The following is a 21,749-nucleotide window of genomic DNA, read 5'->3' as shown; positions in this document are numbered from 1 at the left end:
CGGGAACCCGCCCGGGATCCCGCTCAGACACGTGCCGGCTCCTGCTCGCCCGCGTCACGCGCCGCGGCCAGCCGCGCCGCGTGCTCCTGCAGGCTGGCGACCGACCACGTGTAGGTGCGCTGCGCCTCGATCGCCTGCACCGCGGCGCCCAGCTCGGCCAGCGTGGTGATCACGGGGATGCCGGTGGAGGTGGCGGCCGCGCGGATCTCGTAGCCGTCCTCGCGCGCCGCTCCCCCGGTGGGGGTGTTGGCGACCAGGTCGACGCCGCCGCTGGTGATCAGCTCCGCGATGGTCGGCGCGTCCTGCTCGCCCACCGCGCCGGGCTCCTCGCCGATCTTGCGGACCACGTCCGCCGAGATCCCGTTGCGGCGCAGCACCTCGGCGGTACCGGCGGTGGCGAGCAGCCGGAAGCCCAGATCCGCGAGCCGCTTGATCGGCATCACCATGGCCCGCTTGTCCCGGTTCGCGATCGACACGAACGCGGTGCCCTCCGAGGGCAGTGCGTTGTTCGCCGCGGCCTGGCTCTTGGCGAACGCCGTGTCGAAGTACGCGTCGATGCCCATCACCTCGCCGGTGGAGCGCATCTCGGGGCCGAGCAGCGAGTCGACGACCGTGCCCTCCGGGGTGCGGAACCGGCTGAACGGCAACACGGCCTCCTTGACCGCGAACGGCGCGGACAGCGGCAGGGTGGACCCGTCCCCGGTCTCGGGGAGCAGCGAGCCGCGCAGCTGCGCGATCGTCCTCCCGGTGCCGATCAGGGCGGCGGCCTTGGCCAGCTGCACGCCGGTCGCCTTGGACACGAACGGCACGGTCCGGGACGCCCGGGGGTTGGCCTCGAGCACGTACAGCACGTCGGAGGCGAGGGCGAACTGGATGTTGATCAGCCCGCGCACCCCGACGCCGTCCGCGATGGCCCGGGTCGCGGTGCGCACCCGGTCGACGACGTCGGAGCCCAGCGTGATCGGCGGGAGCACGCACGCGGAGTCGCCGGAGTGGATGCCGGCCTCCTCGATGTGCTCCATGACGCCGCCGACGTACAGGTCGGTGCCGTCGAACAGGGCGTCGACGTCGATCTCGATGGCGTCCTCGAGGAACCGGTCGATCAGGGCCGGGTGGTCCTCGGTGATCTCGGTGGCGTGCGCGATGTACCGGGCCAGGCCCGCCTCGTCGTACACGATCTCCATGCCGCGGCCGCCGAGCACGTACGACGGGCGCACGAGCACCGGGTAGCCGATCTCGTCGGCGATGGCCTTCGCGTCCTCGAAGCTGACGGCGGTGCCGTTCTTCGGGACGGTCAGCCCGGCCGCGTCCAGCACCCGGGAGAACACGCCGCGGTGCTCGGCCGCCTCGATCGCCTCCGGCGGGGTCCCCAGGATCGGCACGCCCGCGGCCTGCAGCTGCTCGGCGAGCTTGAGCGGGGTCTGCCCGCCCAGCTGCACGAACACGCCGAGCAGGCCGCCGGTGCGACGCTCCGCGGCGATCACCTCGAGCACGTCCTCCAGCGTCAGCGGCTCGAAGTACAGCCGGGAGGAGATGTCGTAGTCGGTGGAGACCGTCTCGGGGTTGCAGTTGATCATCACCGTGTCGATGCCGGCCTCGCCGAGCACCAGGGACGCGTGCACGCACGAGTAGTCGAACTCGATGCCCTGCCCGATCCGGTTCGGCCCCGAGCCGAGGATGATGACGGACGGGTGTCCGTGCGGCGCGATCTCGTCCTCCTCGTCGTACGCCGAGTAGTGGTACGGCGTGTACGCGGCGAACTCGGCGGCGCAGGTGTCCACCGTCTTGAACACGGGACGGATGCCCAGGGCGTGCCGGATGCCCCGGATCACGGCCTCGGACTGGTGGGTCAGGGAGCCTAGCTGGGCGTCGGAGAAGCCGTGCTGCTTGGCGTGGCGCAGCAGCTCCGGCGTCAGGCCCTCGGCCTCGCGGATCTCGGCGGCGACCTCGTTCAGCAGCACGATCTGGTCGAGGAACCACGGGTCGATGGCCGTGGTCTCGAACAGCTCCTCGATGCTCGCCCCGGCCAGCAGGGCCCGCTGGACCTGGTGGATGCGCGCCGTCGTCGGGCTGGCGGCGCCCGCGAGGGCGGCCTCCTTCTCCCCCGCGGCGGCCGGCCGGAAGTCGAACGAGGAGCCGGACTGCTCGAGCGAGCGCATCGCCTTCTGCAGCGCCTCGGTGAAGTTGCGGCCGATGGCCATCGCCTCACCGACGGACTTCATCGTGGTGGTCAGCGTCGGGTCCGCGGCCGGGAACTTCTCGAACGCGAAGCGCGGCACCTTGACGACGACGTAGTCCAGGGTCGGCTCGAACGACGCCGGGGTCTCCCGGGTGATGTCGTTGCGGATCTCGTCCAGGGTGTAGCCGACGGCCAGCTTCGTGGCGATCTTGGCGATCGGGAAGCCGGTGGCCTTCGACGCCAGCGCGGACGAGCGGGACACCCGGGGGTTCATCTCGATCACGACGACGCGGCCGGTGGACGGCTCGACGGCGAACTGGATGTTGCAGCCGCCGGTGTCGACGCCGACCTCGCGGATGACGGCGATGGCCACGTCGCGCAGCTTCTGGTACTCGCGGTCCGTCAGGGTCAGTGCGGGGGCGACGGTGATGGAGTCGCCCGTGTGCACGCCGACCGGGTCGAGGTTCTCGATGGAGCACACCACCACGACGTTGTCGTTGCGGTCGCGCATCATCTCCAGCTCGTACTCCTTCCAGCCGAGGATGGACTCCTCCAGGAGCACCTCGGAGGTCGGGCTGTACTGGATGCCGGCGCCGGCGATGCGGCGCAGGTCCGTCTCGTCGTAGGCGATGCCCGAGCCGAGGCCGCCCATGGTGAAGGACGGGCGGACGACGACGGGGTAGTTCAGTTCCTCGACGGCGGCGAACGCCTCGTCCAGGCTGTGCACGATCCGGGACCGGGCGGACTCGGCGCCGCAGCGCTCGACGACGCCCTTGAAGGCCTCGCGGTCCTCGCCGAGGTTGATCGCCGCGACGTTGGCGCCGATCAGTTCGACGCCGTACTTCTCGAGCACCCCGTTGCCGTCGAGTGCGATCGCGGTGTTCAGGGCGGTCTGCCCGCCCAGGGTCGGCAGCAGGGCGTCGGGCCGCTCCTTGGCGATGATCTTCTCGACCACCTCCGGGGTGATCGGCTCGACGTACGTGGCGTCGGCCAGCTCCGGGTCCGTCATGATCGTCGCCGGGTTGGAGTTGACGAGGATGACCCGCAGGCCCTCCTCCTTGAGCACGCGCAGTGCCTGGGTGCCGGAGTAGTCGAACTCGGCCGCCTGCCCGATGACGATCGGCCCGGAGCCGATCACCATGACGGAGGTGAGGTCGTCGCGTCTGGGCATCAGTGGGAGTCCTCCATGAGTGCGATGAACCGGTCGAACAGGTAGGCCGCGTCGTGCGGGCCGGCCGCCGCCTCCGGGTGGTACTGGACCGAGAAGGCGGGGATGTCCAGGCAGCGCAGGCCCTCGACGACGTCGTCGTTGAGGCACACGTGGCTGACCTCGACCCGGCCGTAGTCCCCGGCGGGCGCCTCGACGGGTCCGTCCAGGGGGGCGTCGACGGCGAAGCCGTGGTTCTGGGAGGTGATCTCCACCCTGCCGGTGCTGCGGTCCAGCACCGGCTGGTTGATGCCCCGGTGCCCGAAGCGGAGCTTGTAGGTGCCGAAGCCGAGCGCCCGGCCGAGCAGCTGGTTGCCGAAGCAGATCCCGAAGAACGGGATCCGGGCGTCCAGGACCCGGCGCAGCAGGGCGATCTGGTCCTCCGCGGTGGCCGGGTCGCCGGGACCGTTGGAGTAGAAGACGCCGTCGGGCTGCACCGCCTGCAGCTGCTCCCACGTGGTCGTGGCGGGCAGCACGTGCACCCGCACGCCGCGCTCGGCGAACCGGTGCGGGGTCATCGCCTTGATGCCGAGGTCGACGGCGGCGAGGGTGAAGCGGACCGGCCCGTCCCAGCCGTGGTCGGCGGGCTCGATCACCTCGGGCTCGCTGACGGAGACCGTCTCGGCCAGCTTCGCGCCGGTCATCCGCGGGCTCGCGGCGACCTCCGCGGCCAGCTCGGCGACGGGCCGCTCGGCGGCGGGGCCGGAGAAGATGCCGCCGCGCATGGAGCCGGCGTCGCGCAGGTGCCGGGTGAGCGCGCGGGTGTCGATGCCGGCGATGCCCACGACGCCCTGGCGGACCAGCTCGTCGTCGAGGGAGGACTCGCTGCGCCAGTTGGACGCGCGGCGGGCGGGGTCGCGGACGATGTAGCCGGCGACCTGGATGCGCACGGACTCGGCGTCCTCGCGGTTGACGCCGGTGTTGCCGATGTGCGGTGCGGTCTGCACCACGAGCTGGCCGGCGTAGGACGGGTCGGTGATGGTCTCCTGGTAGCCGGTCATGCCGGTGGCGAAGACGGCCTCGCCGAGCGCCTGCCCGACGGCGCCGTAGGAGCGGCCGCGGAAGGTGCGCCCGTCCTCGAGGATCAGGATGGCGGGAGTGGTCATGCGGAAGGTCCCCTGGTCTCGGTGGTGGGGTCGGTGGGATCGGTGGTGGTGGCGCCGCGGTCGGGGCCGGACACCGGCTCGGTGTCGGGCACGCCCCGCGGCGCCTCGCGTCGTCGCACGCCCGGCAGGGTCAGCAGCGCCTCGATCAGCGCCGCCTGCTCCCCCGCGTGCCGGACGCGGAAGCCCGTGTCGACGCGCCGCGGGCCGAGCCGCCAGGTGAGCACGAGCAGCCCGTCGCGCTCGACGAACTTGCCGGCCATGCCGGAGGTGGTGGTGACGGATTCCAGGTCGGCGGCGGGGATCACGACGTCGTCGGCGCCGCGGCGGGAGATCAGCACCCCGCCCGGGTGCACGCTCAGGGCGGCGGCGGTGCGCACGCCGAGGCCGTGCACGGCGACCCGGTCCAGCCAGTCGCCGGCGGTGGTCGTCACCACGTACATGCCGTCGGCGGCGGCGATGCTCGCGCCGAGGTCGCCGCTCCGGTGGGGGGCCGGCAGGTCACCCTGGCGCCGCTGCCGGGCCAGCCAGCCGCGCCGCATCAGGGCGAACACGACCACGAGCGCGACGACGAGGAGGACGACGGCGAGCACCCGGCCGGTCATCGGGCGCCTCCCGTCGCCGTGGCCACCGTGAACGGGGCGTTCAGGGCACCGTCAAGCACCGTCGGGTGCCCGGCGAGGAAGGTCGCCACCACCCGGCCGGGCAGCTCGCGACCGGCGAACGGGCTGTTGCGCCCCTTGGTGGCCATCGTCGCGGGGTCGACGACGCGGCGCGCGGCCGGGTCGACCAGGACGAGGTTCGCCCGCTCCCCGACGGCGAGGCCGCCACCCTGCCAGGGCAGCCGGCCGATCCGGGCGGGGGTCTGCGCCATGATCCGGGCGACTCCCGCCCAGTCGAGCATCCCGGTCTCGACCAGGGCCTCCTGGACGACGGGGAGCGCGGTCTCCAGCCCGGTCATGCCCATCGCGGCCTGGCTCCACTCGCACTCCTTGGCCTGGGCCGGGTGCGGGGCGTGATCGGTGCCGATGACGTCGATCGTGCCGTCGGCGACACCCTGCCGCAGGGCGGTGACGTCCTCGGCCGTGCGCAGCGGCGGGTTGACCTTGAACACGGGGTCGTACCCGGTGACGGCCTCGTCGGTGAGCATCAGGTGGTGCGGGGTGACCTCGGCGGTGACGGCGACGCCGCGCTGCTTGGCCCAGCGGATCAGCTCCACGCTGCCGGCGGTGGACACGTGGCACACGTGCAGCCGGGAGCCGACGTGCTCGGCGAGCAGCACGTCGCGGGCGATGATCGCCTCCTCGGCGACGGCGGGCCAGCCGGTCAGCCCGAGGGTCGCCGAGACGGCGCCCTCGTTCATCTGGGCGCCCTCGGTCAGCCGGGGCTCCTGGGCGTGCTGGGCGACGACACCGTCGAACGCCTTGACGTACTCCAGGGCCCGGCGCATCAGCACCGGGTCGTGCACGCACATCCCGTCGTCGGAGAAGACCCGGACGCGGGCGCGGGAGTCGGCCATGGCGCCGAGCTCGGCCAGCCGGGTGCCGCCCAGACCCACGGTGACCGCGCCGACCGGGCGCACCTCGGTCCAACCCGCGTCCCGGCCCAGGGTGAACACCTGCTCGACGACGCCGGCGGTGTCGGCGACCGGGTCCGAGTTGGCCATCGCGTGCACCGCGGTGAACCCGCCCAGGGCCGCGGCGCGGGAGCCGGTCAGCACCGTCTCGGCGTCCTCGCGGCCGGGTTCGCGCAGGTGGGTGTGCAGGTCGACGAACCCGGGCAGGGCGACCAGCCCGTCGGCGTCGACGAGCTGCGCGCCGGCCGCGGAGAGGGCCCCGGTCTCGGTGATCACCCCGTCCTCGATCAGCAGGTCGGTGGGCGCGCCGCCGAGGAGGCGGGCGCCGCGGATCAGGTACCGGCCGCCGCCGGGAGGCAGGGCACTGGCGTCGGTCACGGAGTCGGTCACGGCGTCCTCTCGAGGTGAGCGTCGGCGGCGGAGCCCGTGGACGGGTCGTCCGGGCCGCCGGCGAGCAGGTGGTAGAGCACGGCCATCCGCACGGACACGCCGTTGCGGACCTGCGCCAGGACCGTCGAGCGCGGTGAGTCGGCGGCCTCGGCGGCGATCTCCAGGCCCCGGTTCATCGGGCCGGGATGCATGATGATCGTCTCGGCGGCAGCGGCCCGAGCACCGGCGGCGCCGGCGCGGTCGAGCGCGGCCAGCCGGGCCGCGTCGAACCCCCACCGGCGGGCGTACTCGCGGGCCGTCGGGAAGAACGCGGCCTGCATCCGCTCGGCCTGCACCCGCAGCATCATCACGGCGTCGACACCGCCGTCGAGCACCTCGTCCAGGTCGTAGCTGATCCGCGCGGGCCAGCCGCCGGCTCCGACGGGGACCAGGGTGGGCGGCGCGACGAGGGTGACGTCGGCGCCGAGCGTGGTGAGCAGCCAGAGGTTGGACCGGGCGACCCGGGAGTGCAGCACGTCCCCGACGATGGCGACCCGCATCCCGGCCAGGTCGGTGCCGGCGGGATCGGTGCCGGCGACGGCGGCCCGGTGCCGGCGCAGGGTGAACGCGTCCAGCAGCGCCTGCGTCGGGTGCTCGTGGGTGCCGTCCCCGGCGTTGACCACGCCCGCGTCGATCCAGCCGGACCGGGCGAGCTGCTCGGCGGCACCGGAGGAGGCGTGCCGGATGACGACGGCGTCGGCGCCCATCGCCTCCAGGGTCTGGGCGGTGTCCTTGAGCGATTCGCCCTTGGATACCGAGGAGCCCCTGGCGGCGAAGTTGATGACGTCCGCGCTCAGCCGCTTGGCGGCGGCCTCGAAGGAGATGCGGGTGCGGGTGGAGTCCTCGAAGAAGAGGTTGACGACGGTCCGGCCGCGCAGCACCGGCAGCTTCTTGATCTCCCGGTGCTCCACCTCGGACATCCGCTCGGCGGTGTCCAGCAGACCGACGGCGGTGGCCCGGGGCAGGCCCGCGGTGCTCAGCAGGTGCTTCATCCCTCGATCACGACCTCGTCGAGAGAGCCGGGCCCGGAGCCGACACCGTCCCCGGCGCCGTCGCGCGGCCCGGCGTCCTCGCCGTCCGTCTCGGTCAGGCGGACCCGGACCCGCTCGGCGGAGGAGGTCGGCAGGTTCTTGCCCACGTGGTCGGCGCGGATCGGCAGTTCGCGGTGGCCGCGGTCCACGAGCACCGCGAGTCGGATGATGCGTGGCCGGCCCAGGTCGGCGATGGCGTCCAGGGCCGCCCGGATGGTCCGGCCGGAGTAGAGCACGTCGTCGACGAGGACGACGACCTTGTCGTCCACGCCCGCGGGGGGCAGCGTCGTGGCGTGGGGGGTGCGGGTCGGGTGGCGCCGCAGGTCGTCCCGGAACATGGTGACGTCGAGCTGGCCGACGATGGCCTCCGGGTCGATGCCGGGCTCGATGGCGCCGATGCGGGCGGCGAGCCGGCGGGCCAGCGGGAATCCGCGGCGGGGGATGCCCAGCAGCAGGAGATCCTCGGCTCCCTTGTTGCCCTCGATGATCTCGTGGGCGATCCGGGTCAACGCCCGGTCGATGTCCGGGGCCGCCAGGACGACGCGCGTCCTCACCGGGCTCCCGTCGGGGGGCACACTCATCCGCTGCCTCCTCCTTCCCCGCCTCACAGGACGGTCATTAAAGGGTGGGTGCGGCATCCACGCTACCACGCAGCCGCCCCTATTCTGGGGCTATGACGACCCCGGGCCGGCGGCAGGACCGCACCTTCGACCCCTACGACCAGCCGGCCTACCGGGCCGACTCCCCGGCACCGTCGGGCGCTTCGGCGGCCGGCTCGAGCGGCCTCGCCGGGCCGGCCGGTCCCGGGTGGACGGCGCCCGGGTGGCGCTCCCCGACGCGGCCGCACGCCTCCCCCGCTCCCGAGCGCCAGGTCGCGGTGGCGCCCCTCTGGCAGGCCCCGGCGCGACGTCGCCGCGGCGTGGCCGGGACGGTGGTGCTCGTGCTGCTGTTCGTGTTCCTCGCGGCGGCGTCGGTCGGCGTCGGGCTGCTGCTGGTGTCCCGGCTCGGGGCGACGGCGTTCCTGATCTGCTGGGTGCTGGCCCTGGTGCCCCTGTCGATCGTCCTGCTGGCCGTGCGCTGGCTGGACCGCTGGGAGCCCGAACCGCTGGTGACGAAGGCGTTCGCGTTCCTGTGGGGGGCGGCCGGGTCGATCGTGGTCACCATGACGATCGGCGAGCCGGTGCGCCGCTACCTGCAGGCCGCGACGGACCCGTCCACGTCCGAGGTGCTCGGCACGGTGCTGCAGGCCCCCGTGGTCGAGGAGTTCGCCAAGGGCCTGGGCGTGCTGCTGCTGGTGCTGCTGCGCCGCCGGCACGTGGACGGGCCCGTCGACGGCGTCGTCTACGCGATGCTGGTGGCCGCGGGCTTCGCCTTCACGGAGAACATCCTCTACTTCGGTTCCACCCTCGCGCAGGCCGGTGTCATCGACGGCTCCCTGGCGGCGATCTTCATCGGCCGCGGCCTGCTCTCCCCGTTCGCGCACACCATGTTCACCGCGTGCCTCGGCTTCGCCCTGGGCTGGGCGTCCCGCCGGCACCGGACCGCCCCGGTGCTGCTGGCCTTCGTGCTCGGCCTGCTGCCCGCGGTCGCGCTGCACGCGCTCTGGAACGGCGGCGCGACCCTGGCCGGCAGCTTCCTCGGCTTCTACGTCCTGATCGAGGTGCCGCTCTTCGTGCTCGGCATCGTCGGTGTCGTGCTGCTGGGCCGCGGCGAGGTGCGGCTGACTCGGGCGCGGCTGGCCGATTACGTGCACGCGGGCTGGTTCACGCCCGCCGAGGTGCAGATGCTCGCGACCCCGGCCGGCCGGCGTCAGGCGCTGGCGTGGGCGGGGACCCGCGGCGCCCGTGCGCCGATGAAACGGTTCGTCCGGGACGCGACGGCGCTGGCGTTCACCCGGCAGCGGATCATCGCCGGTTTCGACCGGGACACGCAGCAGGAGGAGGAGCTGCGCCTGCTGCACGCGGTCACCACGGCCCGCGGCGAGGTGCTCGCCCGGGTGCGGTGAGCGGCCCCGGCACCGCCGCTCAGGCCAGCAGCGTCGGCTTGAGCTGCTGCAACCGGCCGAGCAGGCCGTTGATGAACGACGGCGAGTCGTCCGTGGAGAGTTCCCGCGCCATCGCGACGGCCTCGGCGACGGCCACGTTGTCCGGCACGTCGTCGTTGAACAACAGCTCCCACGCGCCGACCCGCAGGACGACGCGGTCCACGGAGGGCATCCGCTCGAGGGACCAGCCCTGCGAGTACGTCGTCAGGTACTCGTCGATCTCGGCCTGCCGGCTGATCACCCCGTCGATGATCTGCTCGGTGTACTCCCCGTAGGTCGCCTCGGTGTTCCGCCGCCGCAGCGCGAGGATCTCCCCGGTCGGCAGCGACCGCTGCTCGGCCTCGAAGAGGATCTCGAAGGCCCGGCGCCGGGCCTTGCCGCGGGCACTCATCAGTTGACGCGGCCCAGGTAGTCCCCGGTGCGGGTGTCGACCTTGACCCGGGTGCCGGTCTCGAGGAAGAGCGGCACCTGGATCTCGTAGCCGGTCTCCACGGTGGCCGGCTTCGTGCCGGCCGAGGACCGGTCGCCCTGCAGGCCCGGCTCGGTGTAGGTGATCTCGAGGACCACGGACGGCGGCAGCTCGATGTAGAGCACCTCGCCCTCGTGCAGCGCGATCTGCACAGTCATGCTCTCGAGCATGAAGTTCGCAGCGTCGCCCACGGTCTCACCGGGCACGGTCAGCTGGTCGTAGTCGGCCGTGTCCATGAACACGAAGTCGGCGCCGTCCTGGTACAGGTACTGGTAGTCGCGCCGGTCGACGGTCGCGAAGTCCACCTTGGTGCCGGCGTTGAACGTCTTGTCGACGACCTTGCTGGTGCGCACGTTCCGCAGCTTGGTGCGCACGAACGCGCCGCCCTTGCCGGGCTTCACGTGCTGGAACTCGATGACGTTCCACAGGTTGCCCTCGAGGTTGAGGACGCTGCCGTTCTTGATGTCGTTCGTGGTTGCCACAGACCGCTCTCTCACCGTATCGATGTCGAAAAACCAGAGGCCATTCTAGCCTGCTGGGGCGCTCCTCCCGGTGCGGGCGGGAGCGGCTGCCTCAGTCCGCGATCTCGCCGAAGGCCGTGAACAGCAGGGACGTGTCCGGCACCTCGAGGATGCCCGGCTTGCCGAGCCCGTCCAGGACGATGAAGCGCAGCAGGTCGCCGCGGGCCTTCTTGTCGCGGCGCATCCCGTCGAGCAGGGTCTTCCAGCGGTCACCGCGGTAGGTGACGGGCAGGCCGAGGCCGGTCAGGATGGAGCGGTGCCGGTCGGCGACGTCGTCGGGCGTGCGCCCCACCAGCCGGCCGAGCTCGGCCGCGTAGACCAGCCCGACGGAGACCGCCGCCCCGTGCCGCCACTGGTACCGCTCCGCGAGCTCGATGGCGTGCGCGAGGGTGTGCCCGTAGTTGAGGAACTCGCGTCGGCCGGACTCCTTCAGGTCGGTGGAGACGATGTCGGCCTTGACCGTGATGGCCCGCTCGACCAGGTCCCGCAGCACGTCCGAGCCGGCGTCGGTGGCGGCATCGGGCTGCTGCTCGATGGTGTCGAGGATGACCGGGTCGGCGATGAACCCGCACTTGACCACCTCGGCCAGCCCTGGGATCAGCTCGTTACGCGGCAGGGTGGCCAGGGCGTCCAGGTCCGCGAGGACGGCGGCGGGGGGGTGGAACACCCCGACCAGGTTCTTGCCCTCCGCGGTGTTGATGCCGGTCTTCCCACCGACCGCGGCGTCGACCATGCCCAGCAGCGAGGTGGGCAGGTGCACGACCTTCACCCCGCGCAGCCAAGTGGCGGCCACGAAGCCGGCGACGTCGCTGACGGCGCCCCCGCCGACGGAGACGATGGCGTCGGAGCGCGTGAAGTCGTTCTGGCCGAGCACCTGCCAGCAGAACGCGGCCACCTGGATGTGCTTGCCCTCCTCGGCGTCCGGGATCTCCGCGAGCAGGGCGGTGTACCCGGCGTCGAGCAGCTCCTGGCGCACCGTCTCCCCGGTCGTGCGCAGGGCCCGGGGGTGGATGATCAGCACCCGTCGCACCCGTTCGCCCAGGGTCGCCGGCAGGGCGCCGAGCAGGCCCCGGCCGACGAGGACGTCGTAGGACTCGGCGCTGGTGGATCCGCAGACCCGGATGGTGGTCGTGGACGCGTTCACGCGTTCTCCTCCCAGTGCAACAGGCGGTTGTTCAGTTCGATGGCGATGTCCTGGATGGGCCGGCCCGGGACGTCGAGGGTGATGTCGGCGAGCCGCTCGAAGGTGGGCCGGCGCTGCTCGTAGAGCTCGGTCCACCGGCGGCGGGGGTCCGGCCGGAGCATCGGCCGGGTGAAGGTTCCCGTGATCCGCGGCAGCACGGTCTCGAGGTCGGTCTTCAGGTAGACGACGACGGTGTCGGCGAGGGCCTGGGCGATGTCCGGGTGCATGGGCGCCCCGCCGCCGACGGAGAGGACCAGTGCCCCGCTGTCGGTGCCGGACGCGTTGGCATGCACGTCGTGCGGGGGCGGGCGGTGCTCACCGAGCAGGTCGCAGATGGTGTCCCGTTCCAGCTCGCGGAACCGCTCCTCGCCGTGCTCGACGAAGATCTCCTGGATGGAGCCGTGCCGGCTGACGATCACCTGGTCCGCGTCGATGAAGGTGTACCCGAAGAGGTCGGCCATCCACATGCCGAGGAAGGACTTGCCGGCCGCCATCGGGCCGATGATGACGACGGGTTTGAGCAGGGCGGCCGGCGGTCCCGGATGCGGGGTCACCGCGTCGCGCCGTCGTGGCCGAACGAGTCCAGGGCGGCCGGGACGGCGTCGACGAACGCGGTCAGGTTGCGGCGGGTCTCCGCGACCGAGTCGCCGCCGAACTTCTCCAGCACCGCGTCGGCGAGCACGAGGGCGACCATGGCCTCGGCGACCACGCCCGCGGCGGGCACCGCGCACACGTCGGAACGCTGGTGGTGGGCCTTCGCCTCCTCGCCGGTGGCGACGTCGATGGTGCGCAGGGCGCGGGGCACGGTGGCGATGGGCTTCATCGCGGCGCGGACCCGGAGGGTGTCGCCGATGCTCATGCCGCCCTCGATGCCGCCGGCGCGGTTGGTGGAGCGGACGATGACGCCGTGCTCGTCACGGACGATCTCGTCGTGCGCGGCCGAACCGCGGCGGGTGGCGGTGGTGAAGCCGTCGCCGACCTCGACGCCCTTGATCGCCTGGATGCCCATCAGGGCGCCGGCCAGCCGGGAGTCCAGGCGCCGGTCCCAGTGCACGTAGCTGCCCAGTCCCGGCGGCAGGCCGTAGGCGAGGACCTCGACGACGCCGCCGAGGGTCTCCCCCTCCTTGTGGGCGGCGTCCACCTCGGCCACCATCGCCGTCGACGTGGCGGGGTCGAAGCAGCGCATCGGGTCGGCGTCGAGCGCGTCGACGTCCCCGGGCACCGGGACGGGCGCCTCGGCCGGTGCGGCGACCGGGCCGATGGCGACGGTGTGGCTGACCAGGTCGATGCCGAGCTGGTGGAGGAAGTTCGCGGCCACGGTACCGAGGGCGACCCGGGTGGCGGTCTCGCGGGCGCTGGCGCGTTCGAGCACGGGCCGCGCCTCGTCGAACCCGTACTTCTGCATGCCGGTGAAGTCGGCGTGCCCGGGGCGGGGCCTGGTGAGCGGGGCGTTGCGGGCCAGCCCGGCGACCACGTCCGGGTCGACCGGGTCGGCGGCCATGATCTGCTCCCACTTCGGCCACTCGGTGTTGCCGACCTCGATGGCGACGGGCCCGCCCTGGCTCAGGCCGTGCCGGACCCCGCCGAGGAGGCGGACGGCGTCCTTCTCGAAGGACATCCGGGCGCCGCGGCCGTAGCCGAGCCGGCGCCGCGCGAGTGCGGCCTGGATCTGCGCGGTGGTCACCTCGATGCCGGCGGGAACGCCCTCCAGGATGCCGACGACCGCCGGACCGTGTGATTCTCCCGCAGTCAACCAGCGCATGGTTTCCATCCTCGCACGGGGCGGGACCGTCATCCGCGCCGGGGCAGCCCCACCGCGTCACACATGGCGTCGAGCAGGGTGCTGCGCGCGTCGGCGTCGACGATGCGGGCGTCCCACGCGTCGGGCGCGAACAGGCGCACCTGCTCGACGGCCTGGTAGAGCAGCATCTCCAGGCCCGGGACGATGGTGCCGCCGGCCCGCTCCCAGTGGTCGGCCAGCGCCGAGGGCCACGGGTCGTAGGCGGCGTCCAGCAGGACGGCGCCCGGCCGGACGGCGGTGTGGGCCTGCACCATCGCGGCCGCGAGGCCGTCCGCCCCGCGCGGGGGCAGGGTGGCGACGACGAGGTCGGCCTCGGCGAGGCGGGCGACGGCGTCGTCCCAGTCGCAGAAGGTCAGGTCGACGCCGAGCCTCCGGCCGACCCGGCGGACGTTGGCGGCGCGGGACGAGTCACGCACGAACACGTCGACCTCCCGGGCCGCGAGGGCCGCCAGGGCGGCGACCGCCGCAGTGGCGGTGCCCCCGCCGCCGAGGATCGCTCCGCGCAGCCCCGGCGCCGCGCCGGCGTGGGTGACGGCGCCGACGATGCCGTCGACGTCCGTGTTGTGGCCGGTCAGCACGCGGGCTCCGGGATCCCCGGACACGGTGACCGTGTTGACGACGCCGAGGGCCTCCGCCCGGCCGGCCAGCCGGTCGACCCGCTCGGCGACGGCGGCCTTCAACGGCATGGTCACCGACAGGCCGATCCAGACGTCCTCGGCACGGATCCGGCGCAGGACGTCGTCGAGCTGCTCCAGGGTCGTGTCGATCGCCTCGTACGCGATGTCCGTCTCGAGCACCCGGTACGCGGCGGGATGCAGCACCGGGGACAGGCTGTGCGCGATCGGGTGCCCGAGCACGGCCGCCCGGCGCGTCGTCGCCTCGCCCGGCGCCCCGTCGCGCTGGTGGTCGGGCGTCAGTCGCACTTGCCGGGGTTCGCGCCGCACCAGGCGGTGTACTCGTCCACGTTGCGCTGGTGCTCCTCGAGCGTGGTCGCGTACTTGGTCTCCCCCGTGTCCAGGTTGACCGTCACCCAGTAGAAGTACGGCACCTTCTCGGGGTTCTTCGCCGCCTCGATGGCCTTGCCCGCCGGGGAACCGATCGGCCCGACCGGCAGGCCCGGGTTGGCGAAGGTGTTGTACTTGTTGCTCGCGTCCTGCTTCTCCTCGTTGGAGATCTGGTAGCTGCGCCGGCCGAGCCCGTAGCTGACCGTGGCGTCCGAGTCGAGCCGACCGACGGTCTCCTTGTTGTTCGGACCGAGCCGGTTGTAGATGGCGCCGGAGACCTTGCCGTAGTCGGCCTCACCGGCCTCCGCCTCGATGATGGACGCGATGGTGAGCAGCCGGTACTGCTCGTTCGGGTCGGTGACACCCGCGTCGGTCAGCGACTTCTTGGTGCTGGCGACCATCTGGCCGATGATGTCCTTCGGCTTCGCGTCGAGGGCGAACCGGTACTCGCCCGGGTGCAGGTAGCCCTCGAGGCTGGGTGCCTTCGCGGGCAGCCCGAACTGTTGCGGGTTCTTCGCGAGGGCCTGGAACTGGGCCACGGGCACGCTCGTCGCCTTGGAGAGGATCGCGAACACGTCGCTCTGCCGCAGGTTCTGGCTCACGGCCGCGTAGTGGACGGCGCTGGCGGTGGTGTCCAGCATCGAGGTCAGCGCGTCGGAGGCCTTCATCTCCTTCTTCAGCTGGTACTGACCGGGCTGGATGAACTTGCCGCCGCCCTGGTTCTGCAGCGCCTCGGTGAAGGCCTTGGTGCTGGCGATCACGCCCTGCTGGACGAGGGTGTTGCCGATCGCCTGGTTGGTGTCGCCCTGGGCGACGGTCACGATCGCGCTGTCCTTGCCGGGGCCGGGATAGTCCGGCGTCTGGAACCGGGCCAGGAACGGGGCGACCAGGGTGTTGGCGAGCACGACGACGGCGACGACAACGAGGGCGAGCGCGGCGAGCACGACGACGGTGCGGCGGCGGCGGACCCGACGCGGCGGGCGCGCTCGGCGGTCGTGGCGCTTGCGGTCCTCGTCGTCGTGGCCGAAACCGGGAATGGCGTCCAGGGAACCCGTGCTGGTGTCCTCGGGACGGCCGTGGGAGAGGTGGCTCACGAACGGCCTCCATCATCGGGCGGGGTCTCCGCCGGGGTGGTCGGGGGGACGGGTTCACCGGGCCGGCGGCCCGCACGCAGCCCGTCCAGGGCCTGCTGCAGGATGCCGGTCGCGGCCACCTGGTCCACCCGGCTGCGGTGCTTCTTCATCGGCAGCCCCGCGGCGTGCAGGGACCGGTGCGCGGACACGGTGGTCAGGCGCTCGTCGATCAGGTAGACCTCGACGGGGGGCTCGTGGGGCCCGCGTGGTGCGGCGAGCCGGTCGGCGAGGCGCTGGGCGTACTCACGGGCCATCCGCGCACTGGTTCCTTCCTGCCCCGCGAGGGTGCGCGGCAGTCCGACGTACACGCCGACGGCGTCGCGCTCCCGTATCTCGCCCACAATAGCCGCAATGTCGCTGTCGGTGGCCGTGTCGCGGGGCACGGTGGAGACGGGAGTGGCCAGGATCAGGTGCGGGTCGCTCGCGGCGACGCCGACGCGCACGGCCCCGACGTCGACGCCCATCCGCACGCCCGGCGCGAAGCGGGGCCCGTCGTCAGCGGTCATGCACGGCCCGCCACGGCGTCGCGCACGGCGGACAGCGCGGCCGGGATCCGGCCGGCATCGGACCCGCCGCCCTGGGCGATGTCGTCCTTGCCGCCGCCACCGCCGCCGAGCACCCCGGCAGCGACGCGGACCAGGGCGCCGGCCTTCACCCCGGCGGCGCGGGCCGCGTCGTTGGTGGCCACGAGCACCTGCGGCCGGTCCTTCGCGACCCCGGTGAGGGCGACCACGGCGGGCCCGGAGCCGAGGCGGGAGCGCAGGTCCAGCGCCAGGGTGCGCAGATCGTCGGCGCCGGAGACCTGCCCGGCGTCGTGCGCGATCAGGCGCACCCCGTCGACGTCCTGCGCAGTGTCGACCAGCGCGGCGGCGGACGCGGCGAGGGACGCGGCGCGCAGCCGGTCCAGTTCCTTCTCCACGGTCTTGAGCCGGTTCAACGTCGCCGCGAGCCGCTCGGGCAGCTGCGGGGAGGGCACCTTGAGCATCTCGGACAGTTCGGTGACGAGCGCCCTCTCGGCGGCCAGGTGCCGGAACGCCTCCATGCCGACGAACGCCTCGACGCGGCGGTTGCCGGAGCCGACCGACTGCTCGCCGGTCAGGGTGAGGGAGCCGATCAGGGAGGTGTTGGCCACGTGGGTGCCGCCGCACAGCTCGCGGGACCAGGCGCCGTCGATCTCGACGACGCGCACGGTGTCACCGTAGTTCTCGCCGAACAGGGCGGTCGCCCCGAGGGCCTTCGCCTCGGCCAGCGGCATCACGCGGGTGACGACCTCGTGGTCGTTGCGGATGGCGAGGTTGGTGACCTCCTCCACCTCGCTGCGCGCGGCGGCCGAGAGCTGCTCACCCCACGAGAAGTCGAAGCGCAGGTAGCCGGCCTTGTTGAAGGAGCCGCGCTGCAGCGCCTCGGGCCCGAGCACCTGGTGCAGGGCGGCGTGCACGAGGTGGGTGCCCGAATGCGCCTGTTCCCCGGCGCGGCGCCGCTCCCGGTCGACGTCCGCGGTCGCGCGGGCCCCCGGGTAGACCTCGCCCTCGCGCACGATCGCCCGGTGCACGCTCAGCCCCTTGATCGGGGCCTGCACGTCGGTGACCTCGAGGACGTACCCGTCCCCGGTGATCAGTCCGGTGTCGGCGGCCTGGCCGCCGCCCTCCGCGTAGAACGGGGTCTCGTCCAGGACGATCTCGATCTCCTGGCCGACGCCGGCGCTGCCGGTCGGCGCGCCGCCGGAGAGCACGCCCCGCACGCGGGACGCCGTCGTCAGCTCGTCGTAGCCGGTGAAGGTCGTGCCGCCGTCGGTCATCAGGTCGCGGTAGACGCTCAGGTCGACGCCGCCGGACTTCTTGCCCCTGGCGTCGGCGCGGGCCCGGTCGCGCTGTTCCGCCATCAGGGTGCGGAACCCGGTCTCGTCGACCGACAGGCCGGCCTCCGCGGCCATCTCCAGGGTCAGGTCGATCGGGAAGCCGTACGTGTCGTGCAGGGTGAAGGCGTCCTGCCCGGAGAGCGGCGTGCCGGCGGCGCGGGAGGCGGCGACCGCCTCGTCGAGCCGCGCGGTGCCGGAGGCGATGGTGCGCAGGAAGGCCTTCTCCTCCGCGTAGGCGATGCGGCTGATCCGGGAGAAGTCCGCCTCGACCTCCGGGTAGGTGCCCTTCATCGCGTCCCGGGAGGCCGGCAGCAGCGCGGGCAGGCAGGCGTCCTCGACACCGAGCAGGCGCATGGCCCGCACGGCCCGGCGGATCAGCCGGCGCAGGATGTAGCCGCGACCCTCGTTGGAGGGGGCGACCCCGTCGCTGATGAGCATCAGGGCGGACCGGACGTGATCGGCCACCACGCGCATCCGCACGTCGTCCGCGTACGCCGGGTCGTTCTTGTCCTCGGTGCTGGTGTAGGTCCTGCCGGACAGGGCCGCGGCGGCGTCGAGCACGGGACGGACCTGGTCCGTCTCGTACATGTTCTCGACGCCCTGCAGGATCATGGCGAGGCGCTCGACGCCCAGGCCGGTGTCGATGTTCTTCTTCGGCAGCTCGCCGAGGATCGGGAAGTCGTCGCCGCTGCCCTCACCGCGCTGGTACTGCATGAACACGAGATTCCAGATCTCGATGTACCGGGTGTCGTTGGCGGCCGGTCCCCCGCCGGGACCGTACTTCTCCCCACGGTCGTAGAAGATCTCCGAGTCGGGGCCGGCGGGACCGGGCTGGCCGGTGTGCCAGTAGTTGTCCTCCATGCCGAGACGCTGGATCCGCTCGGCGGGCAGGCCGATCTTCTGGTGCCAGATGCCGGCCGCCTCGTCGTCGTCCAGGTAGACGGTGACCCAGAGCCGGTCCGGGTCCAGGCCGAAGCCCCCGGCGGCCACCGGGGTGGTCAGCAGCTCCCACGCGAACGTGATGGCGCCTTCCTTGAAGTAGTCGCCGAAGGAGAAGTTGCCGGCCATCTGGAAGAAGGTGCCGTGCCGGGCGGTCTTGCCGACCTCGTCGATGTCGAGGGTGCGGATGCACTTCTGCACGCTGGTGGCCCGCGAGTAGGGCGGGGTCTGCCGACCGGTCAGGTACGGGATGAAGGGCACCATGCCCGCGATGTTGAACATCACGGTCGGGTCCGCGGAGACCAGCGACGCCGAGGGCACGACCTCGTGCCCGTGCTTGGCGAAGTAGGACTTCCAGCGGTCGGTGATCTCGTGCGTCTTCATGGTCGGCGGGCGGTCCTTCGCGTGGTCGGGGTTCGTGCGGGGGTGGTGAGGCGCTGGGCGACGGCGGCGAGCCGGCCCAGGGGCGTGCCGATCAGGGCGGTGACGCTGGCCGAGAGGGAGGACAGGCTGGCGGCCGTCGCGGCGAGGTGTCGGGAGATGTCGTCGACGCGGCGCAGCTGCTCGTGCGTGGTCGCGACGGTGCCGGTGACCTCCTGCAGCAGGGGCGTGGTCTCGTCGCTGACGCCGCGGATGGCGCGGCGGGCCTCGTCGAACACGGCCCCGAGTTTGAGGATCGGGACCGCGAGCAGGATCACCAGCACGGCGAAGACGCCGGCGGCGATCAGTCCGGCGATGTCGCCACCACTCATCGGGTCTCCTCGGTCGGTCTCGGCTGGGGTTCCGGGGCGCGTCCGGCCCCGGTCCACTCTAGAGTGTCCGCTTCTTCAGGCACGAACAGCCCGCGGCGTGTGCCGCGGGCTGTTCGTGGTGCTTCGTGGAAGCGGGGTCAGCGAGCGTAGTACTCGACGACCAGCTGCTCCTCGCAGGTCACGGGGACCTCGGAGCGCTTCGGGCGCCGCACGAGGCGGGCCTGCAGCTTCTCCAGCGAGACGTCCAGGTACCCCGGCAGCGTCGGCAGCACGTCGCGGTGCGCACCGGCGGCGGCGACCTGGAAGGGGGTCATCTTCTCGCTGCGCTCGTGCACGTGGATGGTCTGCCCCTCCTTCACGCGGAAGGAGGGGATGTCCACGCGACGGCCGTCCACCATGATGTGGCGGTGGGTGACCATCTGGCGGGCCTGCGCCATGGTGCGGGCGAAGCCGGCACGCAGGACGAGGGCGTCCAGCCGCATCTCGAGCAGCTCGATGAGGTTCTCACCGGTCAGACCCTCGGTGCGACGGGCCTCGACGAACACGCGCTCAAGCTGCTTCTCGCGAATGCCGTACTGGGCGCGCAGGCGCTGCTTCTCGCGCAGGCGGACCGCGTAGTCGGAATCCTGCTTGCGGCGGGCACGGCCGTGCTCACCCGGCGGGTACGGACGACGCTCGAAGTACTTGGCGGCCTTCGGCGTCAGGGCGATCCCGAGGGCTCGGGACTTGCGCGCCTGGCGGCGCACACGTGCTTGTGCAGTCACGTCTACCTTTCATGGTTGCGGTGGCCGGAGCGAACCGCAGCGCATGCGGATCCCCGGCTCATGTCTGTATGGTCTGGCCTCCGTCGCGATCCGGACGTTCCCGTCCGGTCGTGGAGCGGAGAGCGTGGAGCAGCCGCTACCCGTGCTACAGCCGCCACGTGCCCATGCGACCAGGGCCCGGTTCAGCACCGAGTCCGATGACAGGGGTGTGGTGGCTTGCCAGCCAACCGGTCCATCCTACCGCACGCGGGACGTGCCGCTGCTCAGCGCCCACCCCGCAGGATCTGCCGCAGCCGGTCGACGCGAGTGGTGATCTCCCGTTCGGCGCCGCGGTCGGTCGGCTGGTAGTACTCCCGACCGACGAGGTCGTCGGGCGCGTACTGCTGGGCGGCCACCCCGTGCGGGGCGTCGTGACTGTAGCGGTAACCCCTGCCGTGGCCGAGCTGCCTGGCGCCCGGGTAGTGGGCGTCCCGCAGGTGCGCGGGCACGGACTGCCCCTTTCCGGCGCGGATGTCGGCGATCGCGGCGTCGATGCCCACGTAGGCGGCGTTGGACTTGGGCGCGGTGGCCAGGTGCACCACGGCCTCGGCGAGGACGATCCGGCCCTCGGGCATCCCGATCAGCTGCACGGCCTGCGCGGCGGCGACCGCCGTCTGCAGCGCGGTGGGATCGGCCATCCCGACGTCCTCCGACGCGGAGATCACCAGGCGGCGGGCGATGAACCGCGGGTCCTCCCCCGCCTCGACCATCCGGGCGAGGTAGTGCAGGGCCGCGTCGACGTCGGACCCGCGGATCGACTTGATCAGGGCGCTGGCGACGTCGTAGTGCCCGTCCCCGGCCCGGTCGTAGCGCACGGACGCCTTGTCGAGGGCCTGTTCCGCGTGGCCGAGGGTGACGACGACGGGTCCGTCGTCCTCCGTCCGCTGTACCGTCCCGCTGCCCTCCACGGCCTCGGCGAAGGCGACGCCGGCCGCCGCCTCGAGCGAGGTGAGCGCGCGTCGCGCGTCGCCACCGGCGAGCCGGACCAGGTGCTCCATGGCGTCGTCGTCGACCGTCACGGACCCGTCGAGGCCGCGCGGGTCCTCGACGGCCCGGCGCAGCAGGCCCGTGATGTCGTCGTCCGTCAGGGACCGCAGCGTCAACAGCAGGGACCGGGACAGCAGCGGGGAGACGACGGAGAAGGACGGGTTCTCGGTGGTGGCGGCGACGAGCACCACCCACCGGTTCTCGACGCCGGGCAGCAGCGCGTCCTGCTGGGCCTTGGTGAAGCGGTGAATCTCGTCGAGGAAGAGGACCGTGGTGGTGCCGTGCAGGTCGCGGTGGGTCAGGGCGTCGTCCATCACCTTGCGCACGTCCTTGACGCCGGCGGTGATGGCGGAGAGTTCGACGAAGCGGCGGCCGCCGGCGCGGGCGATGACGTGGGCGATCGTCGTCTTGCCGGTGCCGGGCGGTCCCCACAGGATCACCGAGGACGGCCCGGTGGGGCCGGCCTGACTGCCGGAGAGCACCCGCAGGGGCGACCCGTCCTTGAGCAGGTGCTGCTGCCCGACGATCTCCTCGACGCCGCGCGGTCGCATCCGCACGGCCAGGGGTTGCCGCTCCCGGGTGCGCCGGGGCGCGACGACGTCGTCGTCCTCGTCGGAGTCCGGGTCGGAGGCGGCACTGAAGAGATCCTGCACGCCCTTCAGGCTACGTCCCCGCACCGACGGAAGCGGATCGGAACGGAGTTGTCCACAGGTTCACGCCGCCCTCTGGC

General features: G+C 72.6%; 19 protein-coding genes. 1 reads left to right on the top strand and 18 read right to left on the bottom strand.

What is annotated here, in order from left to right:
- Positions 1–23 precede the first annotated feature (23 nt).
- The 6 genes from carB to pyrR are packed head-to-tail and all read right to left on the bottom strand — an operon-like array spanning position 24 to position 8,106.
- Positions 24–3,350, bottom strand: a complete 3,327-nt coding sequence (carB, locus tag IEX22_RS03400) for a carbamoyl-phosphate synthase large subunit (protein ID WP_188666324.1) — start codon at positions 3,348–3,350, stop codon at positions 24–26.
- Complete coding sequence (carA, locus tag IEX22_RS03395; protein WP_188666318.1) at positions 3,350–4,492, bottom strand: glutamine-hydrolyzing carbamoyl-phosphate synthase small subunit; 1,143 nt, start codon at positions 4,490–4,492, stop codon at positions 3,350–3,352. Before carA ends, carB begins: the two co-directional genes overlap by 1 nt.
- The gene (locus tag IEX22_RS03390; protein ID WP_229659747.1) at positions 4,489–5,094 is read right to left on the bottom strand and encodes a PH-like domain-containing protein; all 606 of its coding nucleotides are present in this window, start codon (positions 5,092–5,094) and stop codon (positions 4,489–4,491) included. Before IEX22_RS03390 ends, carA begins: the two co-directional genes overlap by 4 nt.
- A complete protein-coding gene (locus IEX22_RS03385) occupies positions 5,091–6,455 on the bottom strand; it encodes a dihydroorotase (protein ID WP_229659746.1) in 1,365 nt (454 codons plus the stop codon). The genes IEX22_RS03390 and IEX22_RS03385 overlap by 4 nt, the downstream gene beginning before the upstream one ends.
- A complete protein-coding gene (locus IEX22_RS03380) occupies positions 6,452–7,486 on the bottom strand; it encodes an aspartate carbamoyltransferase catalytic subunit (protein WP_188666310.1) in 1,035 nt (344 codons plus the stop codon). Before IEX22_RS03380 ends, IEX22_RS03385 begins: the two co-directional genes overlap by 4 nt.
- Complete coding sequence (pyrR, locus tag IEX22_RS03375; protein WP_188666308.1) at positions 7,483–8,106, bottom strand: bifunctional pyr operon transcriptional regulator/uracil phosphoribosyltransferase PyrR; 624 nt, start codon at positions 8,104–8,106, stop codon at positions 7,483–7,485. Before pyrR ends, IEX22_RS03380 begins: the two co-directional genes overlap by 4 nt.
- Positions 8,107–8,198: 92 nt before the next feature.
- Between pyrR and IEX22_RS03370 the strand changes: the two genes are divergently transcribed.
- Positions 8,199–9,530 carry a PrsW family intramembrane metalloprotease gene (locus tag IEX22_RS03370; RefSeq protein WP_188666306.1) on the top strand — a complete coding sequence of 444 codons (1,332 nt, stop codon included), beginning with the start codon at positions 8,199–8,201 and terminating at the stop codon, positions 9,528–9,530.
- A 19-nt stretch (positions 9,531–9,549) separates the two neighbouring features.
- On the opposite strand, the gene nusB is transcribed toward IEX22_RS03370, so the two are convergent.
- From nusB to IEX22_RS03310, 12 genes are all read right to left on the bottom strand, one after another.
- The gene (gene nusB, locus IEX22_RS03365; RefSeq protein ID WP_188666304.1) at positions 9,550–9,960 is read right to left on the bottom strand and encodes a transcription antitermination factor NusB; all 411 of its coding nucleotides are present in this window, start codon (positions 9,958–9,960) and stop codon (positions 9,550–9,552) included.
- Positions 9,960–10,520 carry an elongation factor P gene (efp, locus tag IEX22_RS03360; protein ID WP_188666303.1) on the bottom strand — a complete coding sequence of 187 codons (561 nt, stop codon included), beginning with the start codon at positions 10,518–10,520 and terminating at the stop codon, positions 9,960–9,962. The genes nusB and efp overlap by 1 nt, the downstream gene beginning before the upstream one ends.
- Positions 10,521–10,611: 91 nt before the next feature.
- Positions 10,612–11,703, bottom strand: coding sequence for a 3-dehydroquinate synthase (gene aroB, locus IEX22_RS03355; RefSeq protein WP_188666301.1), 1,092 nt, complete (start codon positions 11,701–11,703; stop codon positions 10,612–10,614).
- Positions 11,700–12,296 (bottom strand): shikimate kinase, encoded by a 597-nt coding sequence (locus IEX22_RS03350; RefSeq protein ID WP_229659745.1) that lies wholly within the window; start codon positions 12,294–12,296, stop codon positions 11,700–11,702. The genes aroB and IEX22_RS03350 overlap by 4 nt, the downstream gene beginning before the upstream one ends.
- Complete coding sequence (gene aroC / locus IEX22_RS03345; RefSeq protein ID WP_188666299.1) at positions 12,293–13,504, bottom strand: chorismate synthase; 1,212 nt, start codon at positions 13,502–13,504, stop codon at positions 12,293–12,295. The genes IEX22_RS03350 and aroC overlap by 4 nt, the downstream gene beginning before the upstream one ends.
- 29 nt (positions 13,505–13,533) lie before the next feature.
- Positions 13,534–14,466, bottom strand: coding sequence for a shikimate dehydrogenase (locus IEX22_RS03340; protein ID WP_229659744.1), 933 nt, complete (start codon positions 14,464–14,466; stop codon positions 13,534–13,536).
- On the bottom strand, positions 14,457–15,641 hold the full coding sequence (mltG, locus tag IEX22_RS03335; protein ID WP_188666292.1) for an endolytic transglycosylase MltG: 1,185 nt from the start codon (positions 15,639–15,641) through the stop codon (positions 14,457–14,459). The genes IEX22_RS03340 and mltG overlap by 10 nt, the downstream gene beginning before the upstream one ends.
- Positions 15,638–16,186 carry a Holliday junction resolvase RuvX gene (ruvX, locus tag IEX22_RS03330; protein ID WP_188666290.1) on the bottom strand — a complete coding sequence of 183 codons (549 nt, stop codon included), beginning with the start codon at positions 16,184–16,186 and terminating at the stop codon, positions 15,638–15,640. The genes mltG and ruvX overlap by 4 nt, the downstream gene beginning before the upstream one ends.
- The gene (alaS, locus tag IEX22_RS03325) at positions 16,183–18,861 is read right to left on the bottom strand and encodes an alanine--tRNA ligase (protein ID WP_188666288.1); all 2,679 of its coding nucleotides are present in this window, start codon (positions 18,859–18,861) and stop codon (positions 16,183–16,185) included. The genes ruvX and alaS overlap by 4 nt, the downstream gene beginning before the upstream one ends.
- Entirely contained in the window at positions 18,858–19,229 is a 372-nt protein-coding gene (locus IEX22_RS03320) for a DUF948 domain-containing protein (RefSeq protein ID WP_188666286.1), read from the bottom strand. Before IEX22_RS03320 ends, alaS begins: the two co-directional genes overlap by 4 nt.
- Positions 19,230–19,366: 137 nt before the next feature.
- Positions 19,367–19,993: a 30S ribosomal protein S4 gene (rpsD, locus tag IEX22_RS03315; RefSeq protein ID WP_188666284.1), complete on the bottom strand. Its 627-nt coding sequence runs from the start codon at positions 19,991–19,993 to the stop codon at positions 19,367–19,369.
- A gap of 263 nt (positions 19,994–20,256) precedes the next feature.
- Positions 20,257–21,672: a replication-associated recombination protein A gene (locus IEX22_RS03310; protein WP_229659743.1), complete on the bottom strand. Its 1,416-nt coding sequence runs from the start codon at positions 21,670–21,672 to the stop codon at positions 20,257–20,259.
- Positions 21,673–21,749 lie beyond the last annotated feature (77 nt).

Source organism: Tersicoccus solisilvae (assembly GCF_014643255.1).
Lineage (GTDB): Bacteria > Actinomycetota > Actinomycetes > Actinomycetales > Micrococcaceae > Tersicoccus > Tersicoccus solisilvae.
Note: the sequence above shows the minus strand (reverse complement) of the source record. Positions and strands in the feature narration are given on the sequence as shown.